The following is a 25,432-nucleotide window of genomic DNA, read 5'->3' as shown; positions in this document are numbered from 1 at the left end:
ATCGAGTTCACCCGTACCGTCGCGACCTTCAGGTAACGCGACTGGCAGTTAGCGCACCCAAGGCGGCCTTCGGTGCGCTCAACGCAACCAAGGCCACCTTGGGGCGCTTGGGTGCCGCGGGACAACTCGATTGGGTGAACACGCCTTGTGGACAACTCGGCGGTGGCTCGGGCGCGCGAGCCGGAATTGTCGGCGGCTACGAGTAACGTTGAAACCGGGGGTCCCCCCACGGGCCGCGGTGCCCCGAAGTGCTTCCCGAAAGCGCCCCGGCCGCCGCCGCGCGGGCGGGGCCGTCGTAAATCGGTCGCCTTTGCCCGGGTGTCGGCTTACCGTCGGGAATCGTGCTTTCCGCCACGTATCCCTTTCCGCCGCTGCGGCTGCCCGCGCGGCCGAGCGCGAGCCGCTTCCTGCTCGCCGTGTTCCGGGCCCGGCTCGGCACGGTGCTGGGCGCCGCCGGGCTCGGTGTCGTCTGGGCGCTGCCGGGTGCGCTGGTGCCGCTGGTCATCGGCCAGGGCATCGGCGCCGTCAGCGCGCACGACGGTGCCGCCGTCTGGCGCTGGGCGGTGGCCGCCGCCCTGCTCGGCGTGGTGCAGGCGCTCACCGGGACCTGGCTGCACTTCCTCAACTACGGCCTCTGGCTGCACGGCGCGGGCTCCACGCAGCGCGCTGTGTCGGCGCACACCACGCGTGTCGGCGCCGGCCTGCGCGAGAAGACGACCACCGGCGAGCTCGTCGCGATCTCCACGACCGACATCAACCACATCGGCAACACCGTCGAGATGACCGGCCGGGCGTTCGGCTCGCTGCTCGCGTTCGTCGTGGTCGCCGTGTGGCTGATCTCGACGTCGCCGCTGCTCGGCGTGGTCGCGCTGGTCGGCGTGCCGGTCGCGGTGCTGGGCATCGGGCCGCTGCTGGCGCCGCTGCAGAAGCGCAAGGCCAAGCAGCGCGAGAAGCGCGGCGAGGTCAACGCGCTCGGCGCGGACATCGTGTCGGGCCTGCGAATCCTGCGCGGCATCGGCGGCGAGCGGCGGTTCTTCACCCGCTTCCGCGAGACGAGCCAGCGGGTGCGGCGGGCCGGCATCGAGGTCGGCAGGGCCGAGGCGTGGCTGGCCGGCGCGGAGATCGCGCTGCCCGGCCTGGTCACCGTGGTGATCACCTGGCTGGGCGCGCGGCTGGCCGTGGCCGGGGAGATCGGCGTCGGGCAGCTGGTGGCGTTCTACGGCGTTTCGGCGTTCCTCGTCTGGCCGGTCACCGCGGCGACGGAGGCCGTCGGCTCGATCACATCGGGCCTGGTCGCGTCGCGGAAAGTGGTGACGCTGCTGGCGATCCCCCCGAAGCTGGCGGACCCGGGGACGCCGGTCCGGCTGCCCGCGGGGCCGCTGGAGCTGGTCGACACCGAGTCCGGCGTGCGGGTCGCCGCCGGACGGCTGACGGTCGTCGACTTCGGCGCCGACGGCGAAGCGGTGGCCGACCGGCTGGCGCGCTTCGCCGACCCGGCCGAGGGCGAAGAGGTGCTGGTCGGCGGCGTCCGGGCGGACCACGTCGCGCTCGCGGAGCTGCGGCGGCGGGTCGTCTACGCGCACAACCAGGACATCTGGTTCTCGGGCGTGCTGCGCGAGCAGCTGGCGCCGGCGCGGCCGAGCGGCGTGAGCCTCACCGAAGCGCTGTACGCGGCCGACGCCGACGACATCGTCGCGGCGCTGCCCCAGGGCGTCGACGAGGTCATCGGCGAGCGCGGGCGCGAGGTGTCCGGTGGCCAGCGGCAGCGGTTGAACCTGGCCCGCGCGCTGGCGACCGACGCCGACGTGCTGGTGCTGGACGAGCCGACGTCGGCGGTCGACGCGCACACGGAGGCACGCATCACCGAGCGCGTCGCGGCCCTGCGCCGCGGCAAGACGACGGTGGTGTTCAGCCAGAGTCCCTTGTGGACACATGTGGCCGACGAGGTTTTCACGGCGAAGGTAGTGACGGTATGAAACGGCTCCCCACGGCGTCCCGGCGGGACGTCCGGCGCTGGGCGCTGAAGACGGCGGCGGTGCACAAACGCGAGTTCGGGCTGCTGCTCGGCGCGTTGTGCGTGGCGACGTTGATCGGGCTGGCCGGGCCGCAGCTGCTCGGCTCGCTGGTCGACGACGTCGCGGGTGGCACGACGACGGGTCACGTCGACGTGCTGGCGGTGGCGTTCCTCGCGATCCTGGTGCTGCAGGCGGTGGCGCGGAAGATCGCGCGGATGCGCGGCGCGATCTTCGGCGAGCTGGTGCTGGCCAAGACGCGTGAGGAGTTCGTCGGGACGGCGCTGCAGCTGCCGCTCGGCACGGTCGAAGCGGCCGGCACCGGCGACCTGCTCAGCCGCGCCACGACCGACCTCGGCCGGATCGACCACGCGGCGCGGTTCGCGGCCCCGGAGATCCTGATCGCGGCCGTGACCGTGGTGTTCACGGTCGTCGCGATGGTGCTGACGTCGCCGCTGCTCTCGCTGGGCCTGCTGGTCGCGGTGCCGCTGCTGGTGACCGTCAACGTCTGGTACCAGCGGCGGATCCCGTCGATCATGCAGTGGATGCTCGACCGCTGGGCGGACCTGACGACCAGCGTCCACGAGACGGCGGAGGGCGCGCGCACGGTCGAGGCGCTCGGGCTCACCGAGCGCCGCGTCGACGCGGCGTACGACGCGTTGGACCAGAGCATCCTCGGCGAGCGGCGAATGCGGGCGCTGCAGCTGCGGTGGCTGCCGTCGCTGGAGATCAGCTACGTGCTGCCGCTGGCGGTCATGCTGCCGCTCGGGCTGCTCGCGTACACGCGCGGCTGGGCCGGGCTCGGCGAGATCACGACGATGCTGCTGTACGTCCAGGCGATGTCGTCGCCGCTGAACGAGGCGCTGTTCTGGTTGGAGGACCTGCAGGTCGCGGCGGCCGCGGCGCGCCGGATCCTGGGCATCCACGCGGTGTCCCTCGAGGAGTCGCCGAAGGTGGCGGAGGTCCCGCGCGGGCGCGACATCGACGTGCACGGCGTCCGGTTCGCCTACACCGCCGATCGCGAAGTGCTGCACGGCATCGACCTGCGGGTACCGCGCGGCGAGCGGCTGGCGATCGTCGGCCCGTCCGGCGCGGGCAAGTCGACGCTCGGGCGGCTGCTGGCGGGCATCGCGGCACCGTCGTCGGGTTCGGTCCGGATCGGCGGCCAGGACGTCTCGTCGCTGGCCGACGACGTCCTGCGCGGCGAGGTTCTGCTGCTGACCCAGGAACACCACGTGTTCTCCGGGACGCTCCGGCAGAACCTGGCGCTGCCGGCCCGCCGGGCGGGCGGTGACTGGACGGACGACGAGCTGCTGGCGGCGCTGGCCTCGGCGGGCGCGTCGGACTGGGTCGCGACCCTGCCGTCCGGGCTCGACACGAAGCTGGGCTCGGGCGAGCACCCGGTACCGGCGTCGATCGCGCAGCAGCTGGCGCTGGCCCGGGTCGTGTTGGCGGACCCGCACACGCTGGTGCTCGACGAGGCGACGTCGCTGCTGGACACGGGTTCGGCGCGGGATCTGGAACGGTCGCTGAACAGCGTGCTGGCCGGGCGGACGGTGATCGCGATCGCCCACCGCCTGCACACGGCCGCGGCGGCGGACCGGGTCGCGGTGGTCGAGGGCGGCCGGATCACGGAGCTGGGGCCGCACGCGTCCCTGCTGGCGGCCGGCGGTTCCTACGCGCGGCTGGTGGCGGCGGCTTCGTAGTCCGGAATGTCCGGAGTCGGTGGCGTGTTGCTCCCCGGGTAGGCGATCTTCTACCCGGGGAGTGACATGTCGTCGTTCGTGATGACCGCGGAAGAGCGCGAAGCGTTCTTGAGCGGGGTGCACGTCGGGGTGCTGGCGGTGGAGCGCGCCGGCCGGGCACCGCTGGCGGTCCCGGTTTGGTACGACTACTCGCCGGGTGGCGAGCTGCTGATCTGGATGGAACGCGACACGGTCAAGGACCGCGCGATCACGGCGGCGGGCCGGCTGAGCCTGGCCGTCCAGGACGAGAACCCGCCGTACAAGTACGTGACGGTGGAGGGTCCGGTGGTGGCCAACGACCAGCCGCCGACGCGCGAGCAGGCGCTGCGGATCGCGGGGCGGTATTGGCCCGAGGCCGAGGCGAAGGCGTACGTCGACTCGGCGCTCGGGGAGCGGTCGGTGCTGGTGCGGGTCCGGCCGGAGAAGTGGCTTTCGAACGACCAGGGCAAGAGCTGACCGGACCGGGGTTGTGGACAAGTCGCTTCTACAGCCCCGGAACTGTCGGTAGCCCCCGGTAAACTGGATACCGGGGGCCGCGGCCCCCGGCCCGTCAACGCCCCCGGATCAGATCCGCCGCCTTCTCCGCCACCATGATCGTCGGCGCATTGGTGTTCCCGCGCGGCACCACGGGCATCACCGAGGCATCCACCACCCGCAGTCCCTCGACCCCGCGTACCCGCAGCTGCGGGTCGACCACCGCTTGCTCCCCGGTTCCCATCGAGCACGTCCCGACCGGGTGGTACAGCGTCTGCGTGTTCTCGCGGATGTGCTCGGCCAGCTCGGCGTCGCTGAGATCGTGCCGCGCCGGCAGGAACGGCTTGTCCAAGAACCGCTTCAAGGGGCCGGTGCGGCCGATCTCGATCAGCGCGCGCAGCCCGGCGATCATCGTGTCCAGATCACGCGACTCCGCGTAGTACGCCGGGTCGATTTCGGGCTTCCACGCGGGGTTCGCCGACTTCAGCCGCAGCCGGCCGCGGCTCGCGACGTCCACCAGCGTCGCCGCCGACGTGAAGCCCGGGACCGTGGGCTCGCGCATCCCGTTGTCGTAGAACAGCGTCGGCGCGACGTGGATCTGCATGTCCGGCGCCGGAAGCCCGCCGGTGGTCGGGAAGAACGCGCCCGCCTCGCCGATGTTCGACGTCAGCGGCCCGCGCTTGGTCAGCTGGTAGCGGACGAGCCCGCGCGGCGTGGCCGCGTCGACCAGGTCGGTCGTGCCGCGCGTGGACCAGATGATCCCGCACGCGGGGTGGTCGTGCAGGTTCTCGCCGACGCCGGGCAGCGCCGCGACGACGTCGATGCCGTGCTCGCGCAGGTGTTCGGCCGGGCCGACGCCGGAGACCATCAGCAGCTGCGGTGAGTTCACCGCACCGCCGCTCAGGATCACCTCGGCCGACGCGCGTGCCGTGGTCTCGACTCCGTTGTCCAAATAGGACACGCCGACCGCGCGCGTGCCCTCGAAGACGACGCGACTGGCGGGTGCGCAGGTCTTCACGGTGAGGTTCGGCCGCTCCAAAGCGGGCCGCAGGTACGCGTCGGCGGTGGACCAGCGGCGGCCCTTCTTGCAGGTGACCTGATAGACGCCGGCGCCTTCCTGGCTCTCGCCGTTGAAGTCGTCGGTGCGCTTGAGACCCCACGAGACGGCCGAGTCGACCCACGCGCTCGAAAGTTCGTGGGTGAACCGGCGGTCCTCGACGTTCAGCGGGCCGTCGGTGCCGTGCAGCGGCCCATCGAGCCGCTGGTTGCCCTCGGCGCGCTTGAAGTACGGGAGGACGTCGTCCCAGCCCCAGCCCTCGGCGCCGTGGGAATCGCGCCAGCCGTCGTAGTCGGCGCGGTTGCCGCGGATGTAGATCATCGCGTTGATCGACGAGCAGCCGCCGAGCACCTTGCCGCGCGGCCAGTACGCGGGCTTGCCGGTGTGCTTCTGCTCGACGGTCTCGTAGTTCCAGTCCCACCGGGTCTTGAACAGCGAGGGGAACGCCGCGGGGATGTGGATCTCGTCAGCGGTGTCCTCCGCACCCGCTTCGAGCAGCAAGACCTGGGCCGACGGATCTTCGGTGAGCCGGTTCGCCAGCACGCACCCGGCGCTCCCGGCGCCGACGATCACGTAGTCGTAGGAGTCCACGGTGCCTCCACAGCTGTTGGCGCGATGTCAACGACTCATCATGGCGCAGCGGCGCGCCGTGGGCCAGTCTAGGTTTCCCGGCGGCCCCCGTGGCCTGCGGAACTGGGTGAACTATGCTCGCGGGGTACCCACGACCTGCGTGAATAAGGAGCAGCCTGCCGTGGCCCGAGTCGTCGTCGACGTCATGCCGAAGCCCGAAATCCTCGACCCGCAGGGACAGGCCGCGCTCGGCGCCGCCGGCCGTCTCGGCTTCACCGGGATCAAGGAGATCCGCCAGGGCAAGCACTTCGAGATCGAGGTCGACGACACGGTCGACGACGCGACGCTCGAGAAGATCGCCGAGGGCTTCCTCGCGAACCCGGTCATCGAGCAGTGGACGATCACGCGGGTGGACGCGTGAGCGCGCGCATCGGCGTCATCACCTTCCCGGGCACGCTCGACGACGGTGACGCGGCCCGCGCGGTCCGCTACGCCGACGCGGAAGCGGTGCCGCTGTGGCACGCGGACGAGAACCTCCACGACGTCGACGCGGTGGTCGTCCCCGGCGGCTTCTCGTACGGCGACTACCTGCGCGCGGGCGTGATCGCCCGGTTCGCGCCGGTGATGACGCCGGTGATCGAGGCGGCGCGCGCGGGCATGCCGGTGCTCGGCATCTGCAACGGGTTCCAGATCCTGTGCGAGGCGGGGCTGCTGCCCGGCGCGATGATCCGCAACCAGGGCCTGCACTTCATCTGCCGCGACCAGTGGCTGCGGGTGGAGAACACCGGCACCGCGTGGACGTCGCGGTACGAGCAAGGCGCCGAGATCCTCATCCCGATGAAGAACATCGACGGGTGCTACGTGGCCGAGCAGTCCACTTTGGACGAGCTGGAGGCCGAAGGGCGCGTCGTGTTCCGGTACGTCGGCGGCAATCCCAACGGGTCGCGCAACGACATCGCGGGGATCCGCAGCGAGAACGGCCGGGTCGTGGGGCTGATGCCGCACCCGGAGCACGCGATCGACGCGCTGACCGGGCCGTCGGACGACGGGCTCGGCATGTTCTACAGCGCGGTGGACGCGCTGATCAAGGCTTAGGCCTCCGCCCCCCGGTTTCCAGTTTACCGGGGGTCACCGACAGTTCCGGGGCTGTGGACGCGAGTTGTCCACAGCCCCGGACCGTCTCACCGCTTGCCGTGCAGGATGGTCACCAGCTTGGCCACCAGCGCGTCCGTGGAGTCCTTGCGGCTGAACGACGTCAGCGTCAACGGCGCCGTGAAGCGCTGGCGGGCGATCGCCTTCGTGCGGGCGAACTCGCGCAGGCCTTCCGGCCCGTGGATGCGACCGAAGCCCGAGTCGCCCACGCCGCCGAACGGCAGCGACGCGATGCCCGCGAACGACAGCGGCGCGTTGATCGCCGTCATGCCCGTGCGCAGCTTCTCGGCCAGCTCGACTCCGCGGGACTTCGAGAAGACCGTCGAGCCGAGGCCGTACTTCGTGCTGTTCGCCTTCTCGACCGCTTCGTCCATGGTGCGGACCTTCGCGATCGTCACCGTCGGGCCGAACGTCTCCTCGGTGACCGCCTCCGAGTCCTCCGGGACGTCGATCAGCACCGTCGGCTGCGCGTAGCGGTCGCCGACCGCTTCCTCGCCGCCGAGGACGGCCTTGCCGCCGCGGGCCAGCGCGTCCTGGATGTGCCGCTTGATCACGCCGAGCTGCGAGGGCATCGTCACCGGGCCGTACTGCGCGGCCTCGTCCGAGCCCGCGCGCACGTCCTTCGACTTCTCGACGACCTTCGCGACGAACTCGTCGTGCACCTTCTCGTGGACGTACACCCGCTCGACGCCGATGCAGGTCTGACCCGAGTTGGAGAACGCGCCCCAGACCGTCGCGTCGGCCGCCGCGTCGAGGTCCGCGTCCGCGTCGACCAGCACCGGGTCCTTACCGCCCGCCTCGATGACCACCGGCGTCAGGGTCTCGGCCGCCGCGGCCATGATGCGCTTGCCCGTCGCCGTCGAGCCGGTGAACGCGATCTTGTCGACACCAGCTCGCACCAGCTCCGCGCCCGTCTCGCCGAAGCCCGTGATCAGCTGCAGGACCGGCTGCTCCGGCACGACCTCGGCGAACGCGTCGACCAGCCACTTCCCGACGCCCGGCGTGTACTCGCTCGGCTTGAACACCACGGCGTTGCCCGCCGCGAGCGCATACGCGACGGAGCCGAGCGGCGTGAACACCGGGTAGTTCCACGGGCCGATCACGCCGACCACGCCCAGCGGCTGGTACTCGACGGTCGCCGCCTGGTTCGACATCAGCAGCCCGGCCGAGCGCTTCTGCTTGCCGAGGATCTTCTTCGCGTGCTTGCCGGCCCAGGCGATGTGCTCGATGGCCAGGACGCTCTCGAGCTGCGCGTCCGCGATCGGCTTGCCGGTCTCGTCGCGGACCACCTGGCACAGCTGCGGGAGCCGGCGCGTCAGCACGCCCTTCCAGGCGCGGAGCCGCTCGGCGCGCCCGGCGAAGCCCAGGCCCTCCCACCATTTCGCCGCGACACGCGCCCGCGCGACGGCCGCCTGGACGTCCTCGGCGGAGTGCACGGGGTAGGTTCCGACCACCTCGTCGGTCGCCGGGCTGAGCGAGTCAAAAGTCTCGCCGACCGACGTCGGCTTCGGCTGGACGGCAGTCATCGGCGTCTCCCTGGAGGTAGCGGGTCAGCCCAGGCTACGACGTTACTGACATCGTGCCAATAGCTCTCGCGGGCTTCGCTACCAGCATTGCACCCGCGATCGCCGCGGCAAAGACACCGACCAACGGTGCGAGCCACAACGGCAGCACGCCGACGGCCAGCGAACCGATCCCGAAGCCGGCCGATTGGACCGTGAAGGACAGCGAGAACCCCGCTGACCTGCGGTTCTTCGGCAGCACGCGCTGCAGGTTGACCGAGGTCGCGGCCACCAGCGGCCCGCCGCACGCGCCGATCACGGCCACGGACCCGAGCAAGCCCGCCCAGCCCAGGTCGGCGGCGAGCACGATCCCGCCGACGATGAACCCGCCGAGGAACAGCCGCGGGTCGCCGATCTTGCCCCGCCACACGTAGAGCAAGCTGCCCGCGATGCTCGCCCCGGTCAGTACGGCGATCACCACCGGCGCGGCCGTGTCGGGCGCGCCGAGGCGCTGGACCAGCGGCAACGGCGCGACCTCGATCGTCGACGTCAGCAGCCCGATGGTGAAGGCGCAGCAGAGCCAGGGCAGGTAGGTGACGAGCCGGGCGGGCGCGATGTCGGCGGCGGATTCCACCCGTTCGCGCTCACCCGCGCGCCGGGGGACGAGCGCGGCGGCAACCACGCAGGCGACCGCCATCGCGGCCAGCGGCACGAGCGAACCGGCCATGTCGAGCAGCGCCACCAGCGCCGGACCGCCGACGAGCACGCCGTCGAGGATCATCGCGTCGACGGAGATCGCCCGCGGCAGCAGCTCGTCGTCGATCGTGTCCGCGAGCAGCGTCCGGAACCCACCCGACAACGCCCCGCCCGTGATGCCGGGCAGCAGGACGATCGCCAGCAAGACGGCGCCGGGTGCGGCCGCCGCGGCGGCCAGCGCCAGCACGACGAACCCCGCCGCGGTCAGGAGCAGCAGCGCCGGCAGGCCGCGGGCCGGGCCGACGCGGTCGAGCAGCCGCCCGACCGGCACCGCGCAGACCATTTCGGCGGCGACGTAGACCGACATCAGCACGCCGCCGAGCCGGTAGGAACCGGTCGTCGCGGTGGTCAGCAGGGTGAACGCGAGCGGTGCCATGGTCGCCGGCAACCGGGCGAACTGGACGCCCGCCGACCAGCGCCAGTAGGCGCGATGGGTGAACAACGACATGCTCACACGCTCGTCCGTGCTTCCCGCAAGGCACACTGATTCGGGTGAGGACGAATCACCGATGATCGAGCTGGTGCTGACGGCGGCCGGCGCGCAACGCGTCCGCTTCGCCATCTCGCCGCTGGAGGAGGTGCTGGGTGCCGTCCGGACGCTACTGGGCGTCCGGCGGCACCCGGCGCACCTGCCGTGGCTCACCGACCTTTCCGACGTGCCCGAGCTGACCGCCGTCTTGAGCGCGCGGCACTACATCACCGAGTTCCTGAGCCCGCCGCCCGACGGCCCGGAGACGACGGCCGAGGCGCAGCTGCGCGCGGTCCGGGCGACGCCACCACACCAGGTCGCGTTGGAGCTCGGGATGGTCGACGCCGACCTTTCGCGGCTGCCGGATGACCCGGCGGCCGCGCGCGACCTGCTGGCCGACCAGCTCGAGACCGTGTGGGACGCGCTGCTCGCACCGGAGTGGCCCCGCCTGCGCGAGCTGCTGGCGGCGGACATCGCGCACCGGACGCGGCAGCTGGGTTCCGGCGGGATCGCGTCGATGCTGGCCGGGCTGCACCCGCGCGTGCGGCTGTCGGACACGTCGGTGCTGGTCGACCTCCCGGCACGCGAGCGCCTGGAAATCGATTCGCGCGGACTGCTGCTGATCCCGGCGGTGTTCGCGTGGCCGAACGTCGGCGTCGTGACGGTGCCGCCGTGGCAGATCTCCCTTCTCTATCCCGCTCGCGGGGTCGCCTCGCTGTGGACGTCTGCCGCGGCGCCGCCGGAGCCGCTGGTCGAGGTGCTCGGCCGGACGCGGGCGCTGCTGCTCACGACGCTCGACCGCCCCGCGGCGACGACCGAGCTGGCCCGGCGCCACGACTTGGCGCCCGCGACGGTTTCCGCACACCTCACGGCGTTGCGAGGAGCGGGGCTGCTCACGTCGGAGCGTCGCGGCCACCGGGTGCTGTACCGGCGGACAGAGCTCGGCGACGCGCTGCTCACGGGCAAACTGTGACGCATGAGCAGAGCGGTGACTTGGGAAGGCTTCCACAACACCAGAGATCTCGGCGGTCTGCCGACCGGAGCGGGTCGCACGACTCGCCGCGGTGCCTTCTTCAGAGCGGCGGACCTCCGGTTCGTGACCGAGGCGGGCTGGGCGCAGGCGCGAGAGTCCGGCGTCCGGACCGTCATCGACCTGCGCAACGCCGACGAGATCCGGCCGACGACGGACAGCCCGACGGCGCTGGCGGGTTCGGCGCAGTTCGCCGTCGCGGCCGACGTGACGACGCCGGCGGGTATCGACCGCGTCGAAGTTCCCCTCGACGACATCGGCGACGTCGGGTTCTGGCGCTACGTCAACGGCGAACGGCTGAACGGCACCCCGCTCTACTACCCCGTCTTCCTCGAACGGAAGGCCGAGCGCTGCGCGGCTGTCTTCGAGGCGATCGCGCGATCCGCCCCCGGTGGCGTCGTGTTCCACTGCGGTTCGGGGCGGGACCGGACCGGGCTGGTCGCGCTCCTGCTGCTGGCGCTCGCCGACGTCGAAGCCGACGCGATCGCCGCGGACTACGGATTGTCCGCAGAGGCCCTCAAACCGCTGCTCGCCGAGCTGGGCGCCCAAGACCAAAGGCCGGTCATCGAGGCCCTCCTCGCGGAGCGGGGCACGACGGCCGCGGCCGTCATCCGGGAGATCCTCGAGGGGTTCGACGCCGAGCGGTACCTCCTCGATGCGGGGGTGCACCGCGGCGACCTCGACGACATCCGGCACCGGCTGACGAACCGGGACTAGGCTGGAATCGACCACCTGCGAAGGAGAACATCGATGCGTATCGTCCATTTCGGACACGCCTGCCTGTTGCTGGAAACCGGCTCCGAGCGAATCCTGATCGACCCCGGCGCGTTCTCCACCGGGTTCGAGGGTGAGCGGGAACTGTCCGCTGTGCTGGTCACGCACCAGCACTTCGACCACCTGGACGTCGACCGGCTGCCGAAGATCCTCGAAGCCAACCCGGACGCGAAGCTGATCGTCGACCCCGGTTCGGCACCCGAGGTCGAGAAACTGGGCATCCCGTTCGACATCGCCAACGTGGGTGACGCGTTCGCCGTCGGGGACACCTCGATCAAGGCAGTCGGCGGGGAGCACGCCGTCATCCACTCCGACATCCCGGTGATCCCGAACATCGGCTACGTCTTCGACGACGGCGCGTTCTTCCACCCGGGCGACTCGTTCTTCGTCCCCGAGCAGAAGATCGACATCCTGGGCCTGCCGACGGGCGCGCCGTGGCTCAAGGCCGGCGAGGCGGTCGACTACCTGCGGGCCGTGGCGCCGCGGGTGGCCGTGCCGATCCACGAAGCCGTGCTGGCCAACCCGGCCATGCATTACGGCCTGTTCGGCAACCTCGCGCCGGAGGGGACCGAGGTCAAGGTGCTGGACCGGGCCGAGCCCGCGAAGTTCTAGGCCGCGCGGCGTGCGGGTCACGACGGACCGACCGGCACGCCGCACAACTCGGCCGCACCACGCCACAGCTCCTCCTCCCGCTCCTCGTCGTACGACTCCGCCGACGACGGCACGACCCGGCCGCGGTCGAGGTAAGCCCCGGACTCGGCCGGCCGGGGTGTGGTCATGGCCGCGGCCAGCTTGACCCCGGCGGTCTGCGGGCTCGACGCGATGGGAGTCACCCAGAGCAGCGGAAGCAGCCACCGGAAGCCGAAGCGCTGGATCGCGCCGGCGTCCCGGGCGAGGCCCGTGCCGGGGACCAGTCCGGGGGTGTAGGCGTAGACGTCGACCTCGGGAAGCCGCCTCGCGAGGGCGTGCACCAGGTACTGCACGCCGAGCTTGCTGGTCGAGTAGGCCCGGCGCCCCGCGGCCACGGTTTCGGCCGCCGGACCGGCACCCGGCCGGGCGAGGCTTCGCGGGTCGGCCCACCGGGGCGCCGGGACGAGGCCCAGGTTGTGCCGGAAGTCACCGAAGTGCGACTCGCTTCCGGTCACCACCACGCGCGCGCCCGGCTCGAACCGGTCGGCGAGCAGGTGGAGCAGCAGGTAGTTCGCCAGGACGTTGATCCCGAACGTGGCTTCGACCCCGTCCGCCGTCGTCTTCGTGGCCGACGCCATCTGCACCCCCGCGTTGGCCAGAAGCCCGGTCAACGGCGGGATCTCCCGCTCGTCGAGCATCTTCCGCACGGTTTCCGCCGCCGCGCGCACCTCCGCGAGCGAGCCGAGGTCGCACGACACCGCGCGGACGTTCGGGTTCCCCGTGCGGCCGGCCAGTTCTCGCGTCAGCCGGCGCCCGGCCTCCTCCCCTCTCACGACGACCAGCACCAGCTGGTCCTTTTCGTCCCGGAGCAGCCGTTCCGCCGCGACGCGGCCGATACCCCGGCTCGCCCCGGTCATGAGCAGTGTCTTGGTCGGTTGGGTCATGGCGCTGGTCCCTTCATCCGATCAGGTACTCGATTCGAACTGGTACTCAGTACCGTAGCGGACTCGATACCGGTTCCGCTACTGTGGAGCCATGAAACAACGCCCCTCGCTGCGGGAGCGAAAGCAGAAACAAGCTCGTGAACAGATCGTGGAGGCGGCCTTCGAACTGTTCGCGGAGCGCGGGTTCACCGATGTCACCGTCACGGACATCGCCGAGCGCGCGGAGGTGGGGCGCACGACGTTCTTCCGGTACTTCGGCGACAAGCAGGAGGTGGTGTTTTCGGACGAGCAGCAACTGTTGGACCACTTGGCGGAGCGGCAGCGCGCTACGCCGGGGGAGGCACCCCGGAACCTTCCGGCGGCGCTGGAGCAGGTCCGCGCTCTGGTGCTGGACGTGTGCGCGGAAGCCACGGCGGACGCCGCGCACTACGAAATGCACCAGCGGCTGCTGGAGGAGAACCCGGAGCTCAAGGACCGCAGCGCGCGGAAGCTGCAACGGTTCGCCGAGTTGGGTGAAGCGATCCTGCTGGAACGCGGCACACCCCGGGAGGTCGCGGTGCTGGCGGCGCAGGTCGCGGTCGCCTGTTACCAGGCGGGCAGCCGGCTCGCCGGAGCCGACGCACCCGCGCTCGCCCCGGCGGTCGACATGGCCTTCGGACGGCTCGACGTGCTCCTCGACCCGAACCCGGCGCACTGAGGTGAGGAGCGAGCCCAATCCCCGTCAGGGGCGATCATTGACAACTCCAGAGTGAACCGACGGCGGCTGGCCGCCGGGCTCCGAGCGTGCCTGCACTGGCGCCCTACCGCGTCGCCAGCCCGGTCGGCACGGACGCGCCGGAGCTCACCCGCCGCGCGGTGCGGCTGATCACCGCTCAGGCGACCACCGTCCGGAGTGACCCGAGCGACTGGCCGCCGGGTTCGAGGCGTGCCCGCGCTGCGGCCCCACCGCGTCGTCAGCCCGTTCGGCCCGGACCCGCCAGAACTCGCCTGCCGCACGGTCCAGCTGACCATCGCTCAGGCCGCCACCGTCCGGAGCGAGCCGTAGGTGGCGCCGAACGCGCGGTTCTCCAGGGCGACGTCGACGGCGTCGAGCAGGGCCTGGCGGAGACCGGGGCGGGTGAGGTCCGTGGCGTCGACCCCCAGCCGGACCAGGCCGCCCCGGCGGGCCGCGCGGGCCGCCGCCAGCACCAGCGCGAAACAGCGCACCGTTTCCGTGCGGTGCGACTGGCTCGTGAACTCACTCACGCGCGCCCGGCGCACCTCGCCCGTGACGAGGTCGCGCACCGCGCCGAGATCCGCGCACAGGCGGAAGCCGTGCTCCGCCAGCGCCTGCAGTGTGCCCGTGGAGGCGATCCAGCGCGGCGGTGCGAAGCCGTCGACCGTCAGGCCGGTGTTGTCCAAGGCGGCCTTCGCGGCGATCAGCCGGAGCCGTGCCTCGTGCGCCGGCAGCGTCGCGAACTCCGCCTTCTTGCCCAGGTACACCGTGCGGTGCGTGGGCGTGACGGTGTGGTCGTACCCGTGCAGCAGCACGGAATCGCCGGCTCGGGCGCGCGTGCGCACCCACTCCGTCACCGGGCCGCCGCCGGTGCGGGCGGCGTACAGCACCGAGAGCGGCACCTTGCGGCGGTCGAGCTCGGCCGCGAGGTCGGCGCACCGGTGCAGCGTGCGCGGGGTGATTCCCGACAGCGAAACCAGCAAGCGAGCGTCCACGCCACCATTGGGCCGCACGCGTCTAAAGGGCCCATGAACTGCGCAGAACGGGCGCGCGTCCGTTGCCGGAAGGGTCAGACGCCTTCGCGCAGCCGCTTCACGGCCACCGCGATCCGGCCCCGCAGGTCGGGGTCGGCGACCTGACCGTCGGCGACGTCCGCGCGCGAGACCGGAATCCGTGCGCACGCCTCGTCGACGATCTTCGCGCCGGCGTACGTGAGGACCTTGCGCAGTGAGTCGTGCGCGTCGCGGCCACCCGTCGGGGCCGCCACCGAGGACGCGTTGATCCACGACACCGGCTTGCCGTAGATCTCGCCGCCGCCGACCGTCCAGTCCAGGAGGTTCTTGAACGAGCCCGGCAGGCCGCCCGCGTACTCCGGCGTGCAGATCAAGACGGCGTCCGCTTCCTTGATGGCCGCCCGCAGCGCCGCGACCTCCGGGTGCAGCGGGTCGCGATCGTCATCCGGGTTGAAGTGCGGCAGGTCGCCGAGGCCGGTGTACGTCTTGCTCGCGGTGAGCGTCGCCACGGTCCCCAGCACCGCCGCATTGCCGGAGCCTGCTCGCAGGCTGCCGCAGATCAGCAGGATCACGCAGCCAGTCTGCCAGGGAACGCCCGGTGATGCGGCGGCATGCCTCGAGGTACCGGTCGCGCGTGGCGGTCACCACCTCGGGCGGCAACGGCGGCAGCGCGGACACGCAGTCCCAGCCGGAAACCGGGTCGACCAGCCAGTCGCGCACGTGCTGCTTGTCGAACGACGGCCGCGGGCGGCCGGGACTGTGGCCGTCGGGCAGCCAGTAGCGCGCGGAATCGGGCGTCAGCAGCTCGTCCGCGAGCACCAGGCCGCCGTTCTTGCCGATGCCGAACTCGAACTTCGTGTCGGCCAGCAGCAAGCCCTGCTCGGCGGCCAGCGCGGCGCCCCGGCGGTACAGCTCGAGCGACGCCTCGCGGACCTCTTCGGCGAGCGTGCGGCCGAGGACCGACGTGAAGGTGTCGAAGTCGATGTTCTCGTCGGGTTCGCCGGGTCGCGCCTTGGTGGACGGCGTGAAGATCGGCTCCGGGAGGCGGGCGGACTCGGCCAGCCCCGGCGGCAGCGTGAGGCCGCACACCGCTCCGGACCGGCGGTAGTCCGCGTACCCGCGGCCGGTGAGGTGGCCGCGGACGACCGCCTCCACCGGCAGCATGTCGAGCCGCTCGACCAGCAGGGCCCGGCCGCGGAAGGCGTCCGGGATGCCGGGGCCGTCGGAGGCCACCAGGTGGTTCGGGAGCACGTCGGCCAGCTCGCGGAACCAGAACACGCTCATCGCGGTGAGCACCCGGCCCTTGTCCGGGACGTCGGTGGGGAACACGCGCTCGAAGGCGGAGATGCGGTCGGAAGCGACGATGAGCAGGTGGTCGTCCATGGCGTACAGGTCACGGACCTTGCCGGAGGTGAGTCGCTCGGGGGTGGGGAGGGGTGTCACGCGCTGAACCCTAACGCGCACCCTCCGCCACCATGGATGATGCTGGCATGGCGTACGACTGGATCTCGGTGACCACCGACTACGGCCTGCGCGACGGCTTCGTGGCGGCCTGCCACGGCGTGATCGCGCGGCTGGCGCCCGCCGTGCGGGTGCTCGACGTCACGCACGAGGTGCCGCCCCAGGACGTCCGGCACGGGGCGATGGCGCTGGCCCAGACGGTCCCGTTCCTGCCGGAGGCGGTGCACGTCGCCGTCGTCGACCCGGGCGTCGGCACGGACCGGCTCGGCGTGGTCGTCGTCGCCGGGAGCGGGCTGCTGGTCGGGCCGGACAACGGCCTCCTGCTGCCGGCCGCGCACGCGCTGGGCGGGGTGCGAGCCGCGTACGAGCTGGCCGAGCCGTCACTGCGGCTGCCGGTGACGTCGGCGACGTTCCACGGCCGGGACGTCTTCGCACCCGCGGCGGCGCACCTGGCGCTGGGAGTCGCACCGGCCGACTTCGGCGACCCGGTGTCCGGCCTGGTCGAACTGCCGGAGCCGTTCGTGGCCGCGTTCCCCGGGAAGCTGGTGTCGGAAGTGCTGACGGTCGGCCACTTCGGCAACGTCCAGCTCGCCGCGACCCCGGCGGACCTGGAGCTGTCGGGGCTGTCCGGCGCGGTTTCCGTGCACAGCGAGCGGGTCGCGGTGGTCACCGAGATTGGGCGCACCTTCGCCGACGTGCCCGCCGGAGCGAGCGTGCTCTACACCGACTCCGCGGGACGGCTCGCCGTCGCCGTCAACGGCGGTTCCGCCGCGGCCGTGCTGGGGTTGGGGCCGGCCCAGGAGTGCACGATCACCTCGTCGCCGACCGTCACCTGACCGGGTCGCAGGCCGGCGGCCTTCATCCCGAAGACCACGCCGCCGTCCGGGTGCCGGCGGTAGCTCGCGAGCGTGCGGATCGGCTCCGGGCCGGCTTTCTCACCCGTCTCCTGGTCGACCATGGGCACCGTGCAGCGCACGCATTGCTTGGCGTAGCCGAATTCAGCCGTGCCCGCGGTCATCGCGCGGACTTCGTCCTCGGTGTGCGGCTCGACCCAGCCGGAAATGACGATGTTGGGGCGGAAGCGGTCCATCGGCACGGGTTCGCCGCCTCGGGACGCGATCCGCTCGTTCAGCCCGTCCAAAGAGGACTCGGACGCGACGAGCAGCGCGTGCCCGTCGGCGAACGCGGCGGTGCCGGGCGTCTCGCCACCTGTGACGCGCTCGTGGTCCGGCGCGACGCCGATCAGGACGGACGGCAGGCCGAGCAGCTCCGAGAACCACTGCGCGGCTTCCTCGCCTTGGTGGACGCCGGTGCCGTGCCAGGAGAACGTCGAGCCCGGGTGCCGCGGGCCGTCGCGCCGGACGTCGAGGACGAGGTCTTCGATGCCCGGTGCGGTGAGTTCGAGCCTGTCGCCGTCGACTCGCGGCCGGACGGCGGCCAGCACCGGGTAGCGGCGCTGGCTGCGGAAGTCGCCGTCCGGCGCCACGACCTGGAAGACCCGGTCGTGCGCCAGTCCGGCCGGTCCGACGTCGGCGGCCGGCACCGAAGTGCCGGCACAGCCCTTGACCGGGTAGTACGTCAGCCGCGCGATCCTCGCCATGCCCGCAGGCTACCCGCGGGCACGGCGGCGAAGCGTCCGGTTCAGAGCACCTGAGACAGGAATCGCTGCAGGCGGGGGCTCTGCGGCTCGTCGAAGATCTGCGCCGGCGGTCCTTGCTCCACGATGCGGCCCGCGTCCATGAACGCGACCTCGTCGGCGACGCTGCGCGCGAAGCCCATCTCGTGCGTGACGACGATCAGGGTCAACCCGCGCGAGGCCAGGCCCGCCATGAGGTTGAGCACGCCCTTGACCAGCTCGGGGTCGAGTGCGCTGGTGGCCTCGTCGAAGAGCATCACCTCGGGGTCCATCGCCAGGGCCCGGGCGATCGCGACACGCTGCTGCTGACCGCCCGAGAGCGCGCTCGGCCGGTACGGCGCCTTGTCCGCGAGGCCGACGTCCGCCAGGCGCGCGCGGGCGATCGCCGCCGCTTCCTCCTTGCTCAGCTTCTTCACGCTGCGCAGCGGCAGCACGATGTTGTCCAGCACCGTCCGGTGACCGAACAGGTTGAAGTGCTGGAACACCATGCCGACGCGCTGGCGCAGGGCGTCCGGGTCGGACCTGATCACGGACTCGCCGTCGAGGAGGAGGTCGCCGGAGTCGGGTTCCTGCAGCCGGTTCACGCACCGCAGGAGCGTCGACTTGCCGGAGCCGGACGGCCCGATCACGCAGGTCGTCCGGCCGCTCTCAACCTTGAGGTCGACGCCGCGCAGGACTTCGAGTGTGCCGAAGCTGACGTGGATGTCGCGCAGCTCCACGCTGGACGAGCGCACCGCCGTCGTCACCACGTGCTCACCCTCCCTCCGGGACCGATCTCCACCGGGTCGCTGTCGTCCGGGTCGTCGGCGCGCACTTTGCGGCCGGTCCGGAGCTTCTTGTCTATGTAGTTCACCAGGTGCGTCAGCGGCACCGTGATCACCAGGAAGAACACGCCGGCGGCGACCAGCGGCGACAGGTTGCCGGTGTTGGCCGCGAGGTCCTGGCCGATCCGGAACAGCTCACGCTGCCCGGACAGCAGGCCGAGCACGTAGACGAGGCTGGAGTCCTTCACCAGCGCGATGAACTGGTTCACCAGCGCCGGCAGCACCCGCCGGACGCCCTGCGGGATGATCACCAGCAGCATCGACTTCGTGTAGCTCATGCCGAGCGCGCGGCTGGCCTCCATCTGTCCTTTGTCGACGCTCTGGATGCCGGAGCGGAAGATCTCGCCGATGTAGGCCGCCGCGATCAGGGACAGCGCCAGGATGCCCATCGGGTACGGGTTCGTGCCGACGACGTCCCGCGCGAGCGTGCCGAGCCCCTGGCCGATCAGGAGGATCGTCAGGATGGCCGGCAGCCCGCGGAAGATGTCGGTGTAGACCCGCGCGGGCCAGCGCAGCCACCACTTGGTGGACAGGCCCATCACCGCCAGCAGCATGCCGAGCACGGTGCCGATCAGCGCCGAGGACACCGACAGGATGAGCGTGTTCAGCAGGCCGGTCTTCAGCAGGTCCGGCAGGACCTGGGAGATGTAGTCCCAGTTCAGGAACGTGTTGACGAAATCGTCCATTGTGGACTACTGCCCCGCTTTGAACTCGGCGGGCACGGGCGCGGTCGGCTCGAACTGGTCGTGCACCTTGACCCACGTGCCGTCCGCGATGACCTTCTTCAGGCCGTCGTTGATCTTGTTGATGAGGTCGGTGTTGCCCTTCTTGAACGCGAACCCGTGCGGGATGGTCGTGGTGATCGCCTTGGTCACCTTGAGCTTCGCGTCGGCGTTGTTCTTCGCGTAGTCCTCGGCCGTGGCCTGGTCGAACACCGCGCCGTCGATCGCGCCGGTCTTGAGGGCGTTGAGGGCCGCGGCGTCGTTGGGGAAGCGGACGGCCTGCGCGGTCGGCGCGTTCGTGCCGAGCCAGGTGTCCGAGACCGTGCCCTGGACGACGCCGACCCGCTTGCCCGCCAGGGAGTTCTCGTCGGTGATGCCCGCGGTCTCCTTGGCCTCGATGCCGAGGGCCTGGTAGTTGTACGGCGCGGAGAAGTCGACGGTCTTCTTGCGGGCGTCGGTCTGGGAGATCGCCGAGCTGCCGATGTCGAACGTGCCGTTGGCGACCTGGCCGAGCAGGGCCGAGAACTCCGTCGCGGCGAACTCGAGCTTCAGGCCCTCCTTGGCCGCGATGGCCTTCAGCAGCTCGTTGTCGAAGCCGGTGTAGTTGCCGTTCTCCTGGTAGGCGTTCGGCTTCGAGTCGCTCAGCGTGCCGACGCGCAAGGTCTTGTCGCCGCCGCTGTCCGAGCCGCCGCACGCCGTGAGCGCGGCGAGCAAGGTCGCGGTGAGCGCCGTGACCAGTGTCTTCTTCATGCTTCTCCTAACCCTGGAACCCGGCCGGCACCGGAGCGGTCGGCAGGAACTGCTGGTGCAGCTTAAGCCAGGTCCCGTCGGAGATCACCTGCTTGAGCCCGTCGTTGATCTTGCCCAGCAGCTCGGCGTTGCCCTTCTTCACCGCGAAGCCGTGCGGCACGTCGGTGACGAAGCTCTTCACGACGACGAGCTTGGCGTCCGGGTTGTCGGTGACGTTCTTCTCGGCGATGCTCTGGTCGAGGATGTACGCGTCGACGGCGCCGCTCTTCAACGCGGTCAGCGCGGCGGCGTAGTCCGGGAACCGCACGGCCTGCGCGGCCGGCACGGTGCTGCCCAGCCAGTGGTCGCCGACGGTCGCCTGGATGACGGCGACGCGCTTGCCCGCCAGGCCCTGCTCGTCGGTGACCGGCGTGCCCTGCTTGGCCTGGATGCTCATGGTTTCGAAGTCGTAGGCCGACGAGAAGTCGACCGTCTTCTTGCGCTCGTCGGTCTGCGCGATCGCCGAGCTGGCGATGTCGTAGCGGCCCGACGCGACCTGCCCGAGCAGCGCGGAGAAGTCGGTCGCGGCGAACTCCAGCTTGAGGTCCTGCTTGGCCGCGATGGCCTTGAGCAGCTCGTTGTCGAAGCCGGTGTAGTTGCCGTCCTTCAGGTAGATGTTCGGCGGCGCGTCGCTCAGCGTGCCCACGCGCAGCGTCGAGGACGCGTTGTCCGAACCACCGCACGCGGTGAGCGTCAGAGCGGCGGCCAGTACGGTGACGATCAGCTTCTTCATGTCACGCACCCAGGTTCTTGACGGGCAGGCCGGGGCCGCCCTGCTGAAGTTCCTTCGACAGCGGCGTCGTCTTGTAGAACTGGCCGTAGATGCGGGCGACGGAGCCGTCCGCGATCGCCTTGGCGAGTCCGTCGTTGAGCTTCTTGAGCAGGTCGGGGTTGTTCTTGGCGACGGCGAAGGCCGACGGAGTGTCCTTGTCCTCGACCGTGTAGCCGAGCTCAAGCGGGACCGTGGGGTTCTGGTCCAGGTACTTCTGGCCGATGTCCTGCGGCACGACCCAGCCGTCGAGCGTGCCGTTCTTCAGCTGCGCGAAACCCGCGTTGTAGTCCGGGAAGCGGACGACCTGGGCGCCGGCGGTCTTGCCGGCGAACTCGTCCTGCACCGAACCCTGGACGACGCCGAGCCGCTTGCCCGCGAACGCCGCCGGGTCCTTGAGGTTCGCGCCCTTGGCGGTGACGATCGTGGTGAAGCCGGTGTTGTAGCCGTTGGAGAAGGCGACCGTCTTCTTGCGCGCCTCGGTGCTGGAGATCGTCGAGCTGCCGATGTCGAACTTGCCGGTCGCGACGCCGGCCAGCAGGCTGGAGAACTCGGTGCCGACGAACTCGACCTCGAAGCCCTCGCGCTGGGCGATGTCACGCAGCAGCTCGTTGTCGTAGCCGGTGAACCGGCCGTTCTCCAGGTAGATCGACGGCGGGGCGTCGCTCAGGGTCCCGACGCGCAGGGTCTGGCCCGCGGCGGGGTTGTCCGAGCCGCAGGCGGCCAGGGTCAGCGTCAACGCGCCCGCGGTGACGGCCGCGGCGATTTTCGACAGCGTGGATCTCATCGCTTCTTCCAGAGGTCGGCGCGCTTGGGCGCGAGGAAAGCACGTCAGGTCACGGGGTAGGGGTCCTGACGCTCCGGGTTCAGCGATCGAGATTAGGGATTTCGCCCGTTCGTGTGGATTCGTTCCACTGGGTGGACAGGTGCGTCAGCTCACAGGATCGGTTGCGGCGCATAGCCCGCGGCCGCGGGGAACCGCTCGAGCACCCGCGCCACGCGCTCGGCCACCTGCTCGACCTGACGGCCGGCCGTACCGGTGAACGAGATGCGGTCGGCGAGGAGCTTGTCCAGCTCACCGCGGTCGAGCGGGATGCGCTCGTCGGCGGCGAAGCGGTCGAGGAGGTCGTTCTCGGCGCGGCCTTCCCGCATCTCCAGCGCGACGGCGACGGAGTGCTCCTTGATCGCCTCGTGGGCCGTCTCACGTCCGACGCCCGCGCGGACCGACGCCATGAGCACCTTCGTGGTGGTGAGGAACGGCAGGTAGCGATCAAGCTCACGCTCGATCACCGCCGGGAACGCGCCGAACTCGGAAAGAACCGTGAGGAAGGTCTCGAGCAGGCCGTCGAGGGCGAAGAACGCGTCCGGCAGCGCGACGCGGCGGACGACCGAGTCGGAGACGTCGCCTTCGTTCCACTGGTCGCCGGCCAGCTCGCCGATCATGGAGAGGTAGCCGCGCAGCACGACCGCGAGACCGTTCACGCGCTCGCACGAGCGGGTGTTCATCTTGTGCGGCATGGCGGACGAGCCGACCTGGCCGGGCTTGAAGCCCTCGGTGACCAGCTCGTGCCCGGCCATCAGCCGGATCGTCTTGGCCAGGCTGGACGGCGCCGCGGCGAGCTGGACCACAGTGGACAGCACGTCGAAGTCGAGTGAGCGCGGGTACACCTGGCCGACGCTGACGAACCGCCGGCCGAACCCGAGGTGCTGCATGACGCGGTCTTCGAGCTGATCCAAAGTGGACTCGTCGCCGAGCAGGTCGAGCATGTCCTGCGCGGTGCCGACCGGGCCCTTGATGCCGCGCAGCGGGTAGCGCTCGATGAGGTTGTCGAGCCGTTCGAAGGCGACGAGCAGCTCGTCGGCCGCGGTGGCGAACCGCTTGCCGAGGGTGGTGGCCTGCGCGGCGACGTTGTGCGAGCGGCCGGCCATGACCGTGTCGGCGTGCTCGACGGCGAGGGCCGCCAGCCGCGCCAGCACGGCGGCGACGCGGGTGCGCACGAGCTCCAGCGAGCGGAGCAGCTGCAGCTGCTCGACGTTCTCGGTGAGGTCGCGCGAGGTCATGCCCTTGTGGATGTGCTCCTGGCCGGCGAGGTCGCTGAACTCCTCGATGCGCGCCTTGACGTCGTGGCGGGTGACGCGCTCGCGGGCGGCGATCGACTCGAGGTCGACCTGGTCGATGACGCGCTCGTAGTCCTCGACGACGCCGTCGGGCACCTCGACGCCGAGGTCCTGCTGAGCCTTGAGGACGGCCAGCCAGAGCTGCCGCTCCAGGACGACCTTCTGCTCCGGCGACCAGAGCGAGACCAGCTCCGCCGAGGCGTAGCGGGCGGCGAGCACGTTCGGAATGCGGGGCTTGTCCGTCACGCCCTCACGATACCTGCGCAGGTCAGGCCACCGTGGCGCGGATGGTCAGGCCGGTCGAGGTGCCCGGCGCCAGGGTCGTCAGCGGGCCGAGGACCTCCAGCTCCACGATGCGCGCGGGCGGGTCGAGGTCGCCCAGTGCGGCCAGCGGGGCCGGCTGCGGGTGCTCGAGCCAGATCTCCAGCGGCGAGCCTTCGTCCGGGTACTCGCCGGCGGGGTCGACGTCGAAGGACAGGGTCAGCGGGCCGTAGGAAACCCAGCCCGCGGTGCCCGGTACACCCAGCTTGCCGACGACGTCCTGGGGCGGGACCACCAGCCGGTCACCGTCCACTGTGTACTCCGGGGTGCCGGTCCCGGCGACCAGCGCGACGACGTCGGGCCGGGTGAGCCCGGCCGTCACCGGGCCGCCGCCGGGGAGCTGCGTGACGTTCCACAGGGCCCACCGCACCCGTCGCGAGCTGGTGTTCTTCGCGGTCAGCCGCAGCTCGTAACCGTCGCCGGTGAGGGCCACCGTGCGGCTGAGCTGCAGGCCGGTGCGCGGGTCCGCGCGGCTGACCATGGTGACCAGGTCGTCGCTCACGTAGGCCAGGTACGGGCCCGAATCCAGCACCGGGTCGGGCGGGCCGGGCCACTGGTCCGGACCGTCCCAGCCCTGCGGCGCCGGCCACGTCTTGTCCCCGCCGTAGTTGACCCAGTCGCCCATGCGCCCGGAGTTCGGCCGGAACACACCGCCGTCGCACGGGTTCAGCGAGTCGTCGAGCAGTTCGGCGTTGCGCCACAACAACTCGACGCCGCGGTGCCGCACCGACAGCAGCCGGCCGCCCAGCTCCGGCACCAGGCCGAGCCGCAGGTCGCCGCGTTCGAGCCAGGTCACCATTCGGCGAGACCGCCGTCGTCGTGGCGCCACACCGGCGAACGCCACGTGTGGCCGACCTCGTCGGCGCGGCGGACGGCCGCTTCGTCGACCTCGATGCCGAGCCCGGGCCCGAGCGGGCGGGCCGCGTAGCCGTCCTGGAAGGCGAAGATCGACGGGTCCGCGAGGTACGCGTGCTCGCGGCCCTCGTGGTAGTGCATGCCGATGCTCTGTTCCTGGATCAGGAAGTTCGGCGTCGCGAACGCGACCTGCAGGGACGCGGCCAGGGAGATCGGCCCGAGCGGGCAGTGCGGTGCCAGCGACGCGCCGTAGATCTCGGCGAGCGCGCCGATCCGCCGCAGCTCGGAGATGCCGCCGGCGTGCGACGGGTCGGGCTGCAGCACCGCGACGCCCGCGTCGAGCGCCGGCTTGAACTCCCAGCGCGAGTAGAGCCGCTCGCCGAGCGCGATCGGCACGGTCGAGGCTTCGACGATCGAGCGCAGCGCGTCGCCCTGCGTCTCCGGCAGCACCGGTTCCTCGACGAACATCGGCTGGACGTCTTCGAGCAGCTTGACCAGCCGCCGCGCCATCGCGGGCGAGACGCGGCCGTGGAAGTCGATCGCGAGGTCGCGGTGCGGGCCGAGCACCTCCCGCGCCTCCCACGCGCGCGCCACGGCGGCGTCGGCCTCCGCGGGTGACGCGATGGCGGTCAGCGGGCCGGCGACGTTCATCTTCACCGCCGTGAACCCGGCCTCGACCTGCGCGGACACGGCTTCGCGGATGCCGGACGGCCGGTCGCCGCCGACCCAGCTGTAAACCCGGACGCGGTCGCGGACCGGACCGCCGAGCAGCTCGTGCACCGGGGCGTTGCGGACCTTGCCGGCGATGTCCCACAGCGCGTGGTCGAACCCGGCCAGCGCGCTGGAGAGCACCGGGCCACCGCGGTAGAACCCGCCGCGGCGCAGCACCTGCCAGTGGTCCTCGATGCGCAGCGGGTCCTGGCCGATCAGCAGCTCGGACAGCTCGTGCACGGCCGCGCGCACGGTCTCCGCGCGGCCCTCGACCACGGGCTCGCCCCAGCCGCTGATGCCTTCGTCCGTGCTGACCTTGAGGAACAGCCAGCGCGGCGCGACCAGAAACGTTTCAACCCCGGTGATCTTCACCCGTGTCCCCC

At 71.3% G+C, this 25,432-nt stretch carries 27 protein-coding genes; 11 read left to right on the top strand and 16 right to left on the bottom strand.

What is annotated here, in order from left to right:
• The 4 genes from AB0M83_RS01635 to AB0M83_RS01620 all read left to right on the top strand — a co-directional run.
• A partial coding sequence (locus AB0M83_RS01635) for a hypothetical protein (RefSeq protein WP_364510788.1) occupies positions 1-206 on the top strand: 206 nt, incomplete at its 5' end.
• 135 nt (positions 207-341) lie between these two features.
• On the top strand, positions 342-1,976 hold the full coding sequence (locus AB0M83_RS01630) for an ABC transporter ATP-binding protein (RefSeq protein WP_364510786.1): 1,635 nt from the start codon (positions 342-344) through the stop codon (positions 1,974-1,976).
• Positions 1,973-3,718: an ABC transporter ATP-binding protein gene (locus AB0M83_RS01625; protein ID WP_364510783.1), complete on the top strand. Its 1,746-nt coding sequence runs from the start codon at positions 1,973-1,975 to the stop codon at positions 3,716-3,718. Before AB0M83_RS01630 ends, AB0M83_RS01625 begins: the two co-directional genes overlap by 4 nt.
• A gap of 66 nt (positions 3,719-3,784) precedes the next feature.
• Positions 3,785-4,213, top strand: a complete 429-nt coding sequence (locus tag AB0M83_RS01620) for a pyridoxamine 5'-phosphate oxidase family protein (RefSeq protein WP_364510781.1) — start codon at positions 3,785-3,787, stop codon at positions 4,211-4,213.
• Between the two features lie 94 nt (positions 4,214-4,307).
• On the opposite strand, the gene AB0M83_RS01615 is transcribed toward AB0M83_RS01620, so the two are convergent.
• Entirely contained in the window at positions 4,308-5,879 is a 1,572-nt protein-coding gene (locus tag AB0M83_RS01615) for a GMC family oxidoreductase N-terminal domain-containing protein (protein ID WP_364510779.1), read from the bottom strand.
• A 160-nt stretch (positions 5,880-6,039) separates the two neighbouring features.
• Between AB0M83_RS01615 and purS the strand changes: the two genes are divergently transcribed.
• Both purS and purQ read left to right on the top strand, forming a co-directional pair.
• A complete protein-coding gene (gene purS / locus AB0M83_RS01610) occupies positions 6,040-6,279 on the top strand; it encodes a phosphoribosylformylglycinamidine synthase subunit PurS (RefSeq protein ID WP_086675945.1) in 240 nt (79 codons plus the stop codon).
• Positions 6,276-6,953: a phosphoribosylformylglycinamidine synthase subunit PurQ gene (gene purQ, locus AB0M83_RS01605; protein ID WP_364510777.1), complete on the top strand. Its 678-nt coding sequence runs from the start codon at positions 6,276-6,278 to the stop codon at positions 6,951-6,953. The genes purS and purQ overlap by 4 nt, the downstream gene beginning before the upstream one ends.
• 86 nt (positions 6,954-7,039) lie before the next feature.
• Here the strand turns inward: purQ and AB0M83_RS01600 are convergent, their stop codons facing one another.
• Both AB0M83_RS01600 and AB0M83_RS01595 read right to left on the bottom strand, forming a co-directional pair.
• Complete coding sequence (locus AB0M83_RS01600) at positions 7,040-8,536, bottom strand: aldehyde dehydrogenase family protein (protein WP_364510774.1); 1,497 nt, start codon at positions 8,534-8,536, stop codon at positions 7,040-7,042.
• Positions 8,537-8,570: 34 nt separating this feature from the next.
• Complete coding sequence (locus AB0M83_RS01595; RefSeq protein ID WP_364510771.1) at positions 8,571-9,716, bottom strand: MFS transporter; 1,146 nt, start codon at positions 9,714-9,716, stop codon at positions 8,571-8,573.
• A 61-nt stretch (positions 9,717-9,777) separates the two neighbouring features.
• Here AB0M83_RS01595 and AB0M83_RS01590 point away from each other — a divergent pair, with 61 nt between their 5' ends.
• From AB0M83_RS01590 to AB0M83_RS01580, 3 genes are read left to right on the top strand one after another with little or no spacing between them, the layout of a single operon-like run.
• A complete protein-coding gene (locus AB0M83_RS01590; protein WP_364510768.1) occupies positions 9,778-10,710 on the top strand; it encodes a DUF5937 family protein in 933 nt (310 codons plus the stop codon).
• Positions 10,711-10,713: 3 nt separating this feature from the next.
• The gene (locus AB0M83_RS01585) at positions 10,714-11,484 is read left to right on the top strand and encodes a tyrosine-protein phosphatase (protein WP_364510765.1); all 771 of its coding nucleotides are present in this window, start codon (positions 10,714-10,716) and stop codon (positions 11,482-11,484) included.
• 33 nt (positions 11,485-11,517) lie between these two features.
• Entirely contained in the window at positions 11,518-12,153 is a 636-nt protein-coding gene (locus AB0M83_RS01580) for an MBL fold metallo-hydrolase (RefSeq protein WP_364510762.1), read from the top strand.
• Positions 12,154-12,170: 17 nt separating this feature from the next.
• Here the strand turns inward: AB0M83_RS01580 and AB0M83_RS01575 are convergent, their stop codons facing one another.
• Positions 12,171-13,115 (bottom strand): SDR family NAD(P)-dependent oxidoreductase, encoded by a 945-nt coding sequence (locus AB0M83_RS01575; RefSeq protein WP_364510760.1) that lies wholly within the window; start codon positions 13,113-13,115, stop codon positions 12,171-12,173.
• Positions 13,116-13,206: 91 nt separating this feature from the next.
• Between AB0M83_RS01575 and AB0M83_RS01570 the strand changes: the two genes are divergently transcribed.
• Positions 13,207-13,812 (top strand): TetR family transcriptional regulator, encoded by a 606-nt coding sequence (locus AB0M83_RS01570; protein WP_364510757.1) that lies wholly within the window; start codon positions 13,207-13,209, stop codon positions 13,810-13,812.
• A gap of 317 nt (positions 13,813-14,129) precedes the next feature.
• Here AB0M83_RS01570 and AB0M83_RS01565 read toward each other — a convergent pair whose 3' ends face one another.
• From AB0M83_RS01565 to AB0M83_RS01555, 3 genes are all read right to left on the bottom strand, one after another.
• On the bottom strand, positions 14,130-14,825 hold the full coding sequence (locus AB0M83_RS01565; RefSeq protein WP_364510755.1) for a DUF2334 domain-containing protein: 696 nt from the start codon (positions 14,823-14,825) through the stop codon (positions 14,130-14,132).
• A gap of 74 nt (positions 14,826-14,899) precedes the next feature.
• The gene (locus AB0M83_RS01560) at positions 14,900-15,364 is read right to left on the bottom strand and encodes an NADPH-dependent FMN reductase (RefSeq protein ID WP_364510753.1); all 465 of its coding nucleotides are present in this window, start codon (positions 15,362-15,364) and stop codon (positions 14,900-14,902) included.
• A complete protein-coding gene (locus AB0M83_RS01555) occupies positions 15,285-16,286 on the bottom strand; it encodes a phosphoribosylaminoimidazolesuccinocarboxamide synthase (protein WP_364510750.1) in 1,002 nt (333 codons plus the stop codon). Before AB0M83_RS01555 ends, AB0M83_RS01560 begins: the two co-directional genes overlap by 80 nt.
• 47 nt (positions 16,287-16,333) lie before the next feature.
• Between AB0M83_RS01555 and AB0M83_RS01550 the strand changes: the two genes are divergently transcribed.
• The gene (locus AB0M83_RS01550) at positions 16,334-17,140 is read left to right on the top strand and encodes an SAM-dependent chlorinase/fluorinase (RefSeq protein WP_364510747.1); all 807 of its coding nucleotides are present in this window, start codon (positions 16,334-16,336) and stop codon (positions 17,138-17,140) included.
• On the opposite strand, the gene AB0M83_RS01545 is transcribed toward AB0M83_RS01550, so the two are convergent.
• From AB0M83_RS01545 to dgoD, 9 genes are all read right to left on the bottom strand, one after another.
• Positions 17,023-17,904 carry an MOSC N-terminal beta barrel domain-containing protein gene (locus AB0M83_RS01545; RefSeq protein WP_364510744.1) on the bottom strand — a complete coding sequence of 294 codons (882 nt, stop codon included), beginning with the start codon at positions 17,902-17,904 and terminating at the stop codon, positions 17,023-17,025. The genes AB0M83_RS01550 and AB0M83_RS01545 overlap by 118 nt on opposite strands.
• Positions 17,905-17,945: 41 nt before the next feature.
• Positions 17,946-18,686, bottom strand: coding sequence for an amino acid ABC transporter ATP-binding protein (locus tag AB0M83_RS01540; RefSeq protein ID WP_364510842.1), 741 nt, complete (start codon positions 18,684-18,686; stop codon positions 17,946-17,948).
• Positions 18,683-19,450 (bottom strand): amino acid ABC transporter permease, encoded by a 768-nt coding sequence (locus tag AB0M83_RS01535; protein WP_364510741.1) that lies wholly within the window; start codon positions 19,448-19,450, stop codon positions 18,683-18,685. Before AB0M83_RS01535 ends, AB0M83_RS01540 begins: the two co-directional genes overlap by 4 nt.
• A 6-nt stretch (positions 19,451-19,456) precedes the next feature.
• On the bottom strand, positions 19,457-20,236 hold the full coding sequence (locus AB0M83_RS01530) for an ABC transporter substrate-binding protein (RefSeq protein ID WP_364510738.1): 780 nt from the start codon (positions 20,234-20,236) through the stop codon (positions 19,457-19,459).
• Positions 20,237-20,243: 7 nt separating this feature from the next.
• On the bottom strand, positions 20,244-21,008 hold the full coding sequence (locus AB0M83_RS01525) for an ABC transporter substrate-binding protein (RefSeq protein WP_364510735.1): 765 nt from the start codon (positions 21,006-21,008) through the stop codon (positions 20,244-20,246).
• Position 21,009: 1 nt separating this feature from the next.
• The gene (locus AB0M83_RS01520) at positions 21,010-21,831 is read right to left on the bottom strand and encodes an ABC transporter substrate-binding protein (RefSeq protein WP_364510732.1); all 822 of its coding nucleotides are present in this window, start codon (positions 21,829-21,831) and stop codon (positions 21,010-21,012) included.
• A gap of 149 nt (positions 21,832-21,980) precedes the next feature.
• Complete coding sequence (gene purB, locus AB0M83_RS01515; RefSeq protein ID WP_364510730.1) at positions 21,981-23,408, bottom strand: adenylosuccinate lyase; 1,428 nt, start codon at positions 23,406-23,408, stop codon at positions 21,981-21,983.
• Positions 23,409-23,430: 22 nt separating this feature from the next.
• The gene (locus AB0M83_RS01510; protein ID WP_364510728.1) at positions 23,431-24,282 is read right to left on the bottom strand and encodes a DUF4380 domain-containing protein; all 852 of its coding nucleotides are present in this window, start codon (positions 24,280-24,282) and stop codon (positions 23,431-23,433) included.
• Complete coding sequence (dgoD, locus tag AB0M83_RS01505) at positions 24,276-25,421, bottom strand: galactonate dehydratase (protein ID WP_364510726.1); 1,146 nt, start codon at positions 25,419-25,421, stop codon at positions 24,276-24,278. The genes AB0M83_RS01510 and dgoD overlap by 7 nt, the downstream gene beginning before the upstream one ends.
• Positions 25,422-25,432: the final 11 nt, after the last annotated feature.

This window comes from Amycolatopsis sp. NPDC051106, assembly GCF_040682775.1.
GTDB lineage: Bacteria > Actinomycetota > Actinomycetes > Mycobacteriales > Pseudonocardiaceae > Amycolatopsis.
Note: the sequence above shows the minus strand (reverse complement) of the source record. Positions and strands in the feature narration are given on the sequence as shown.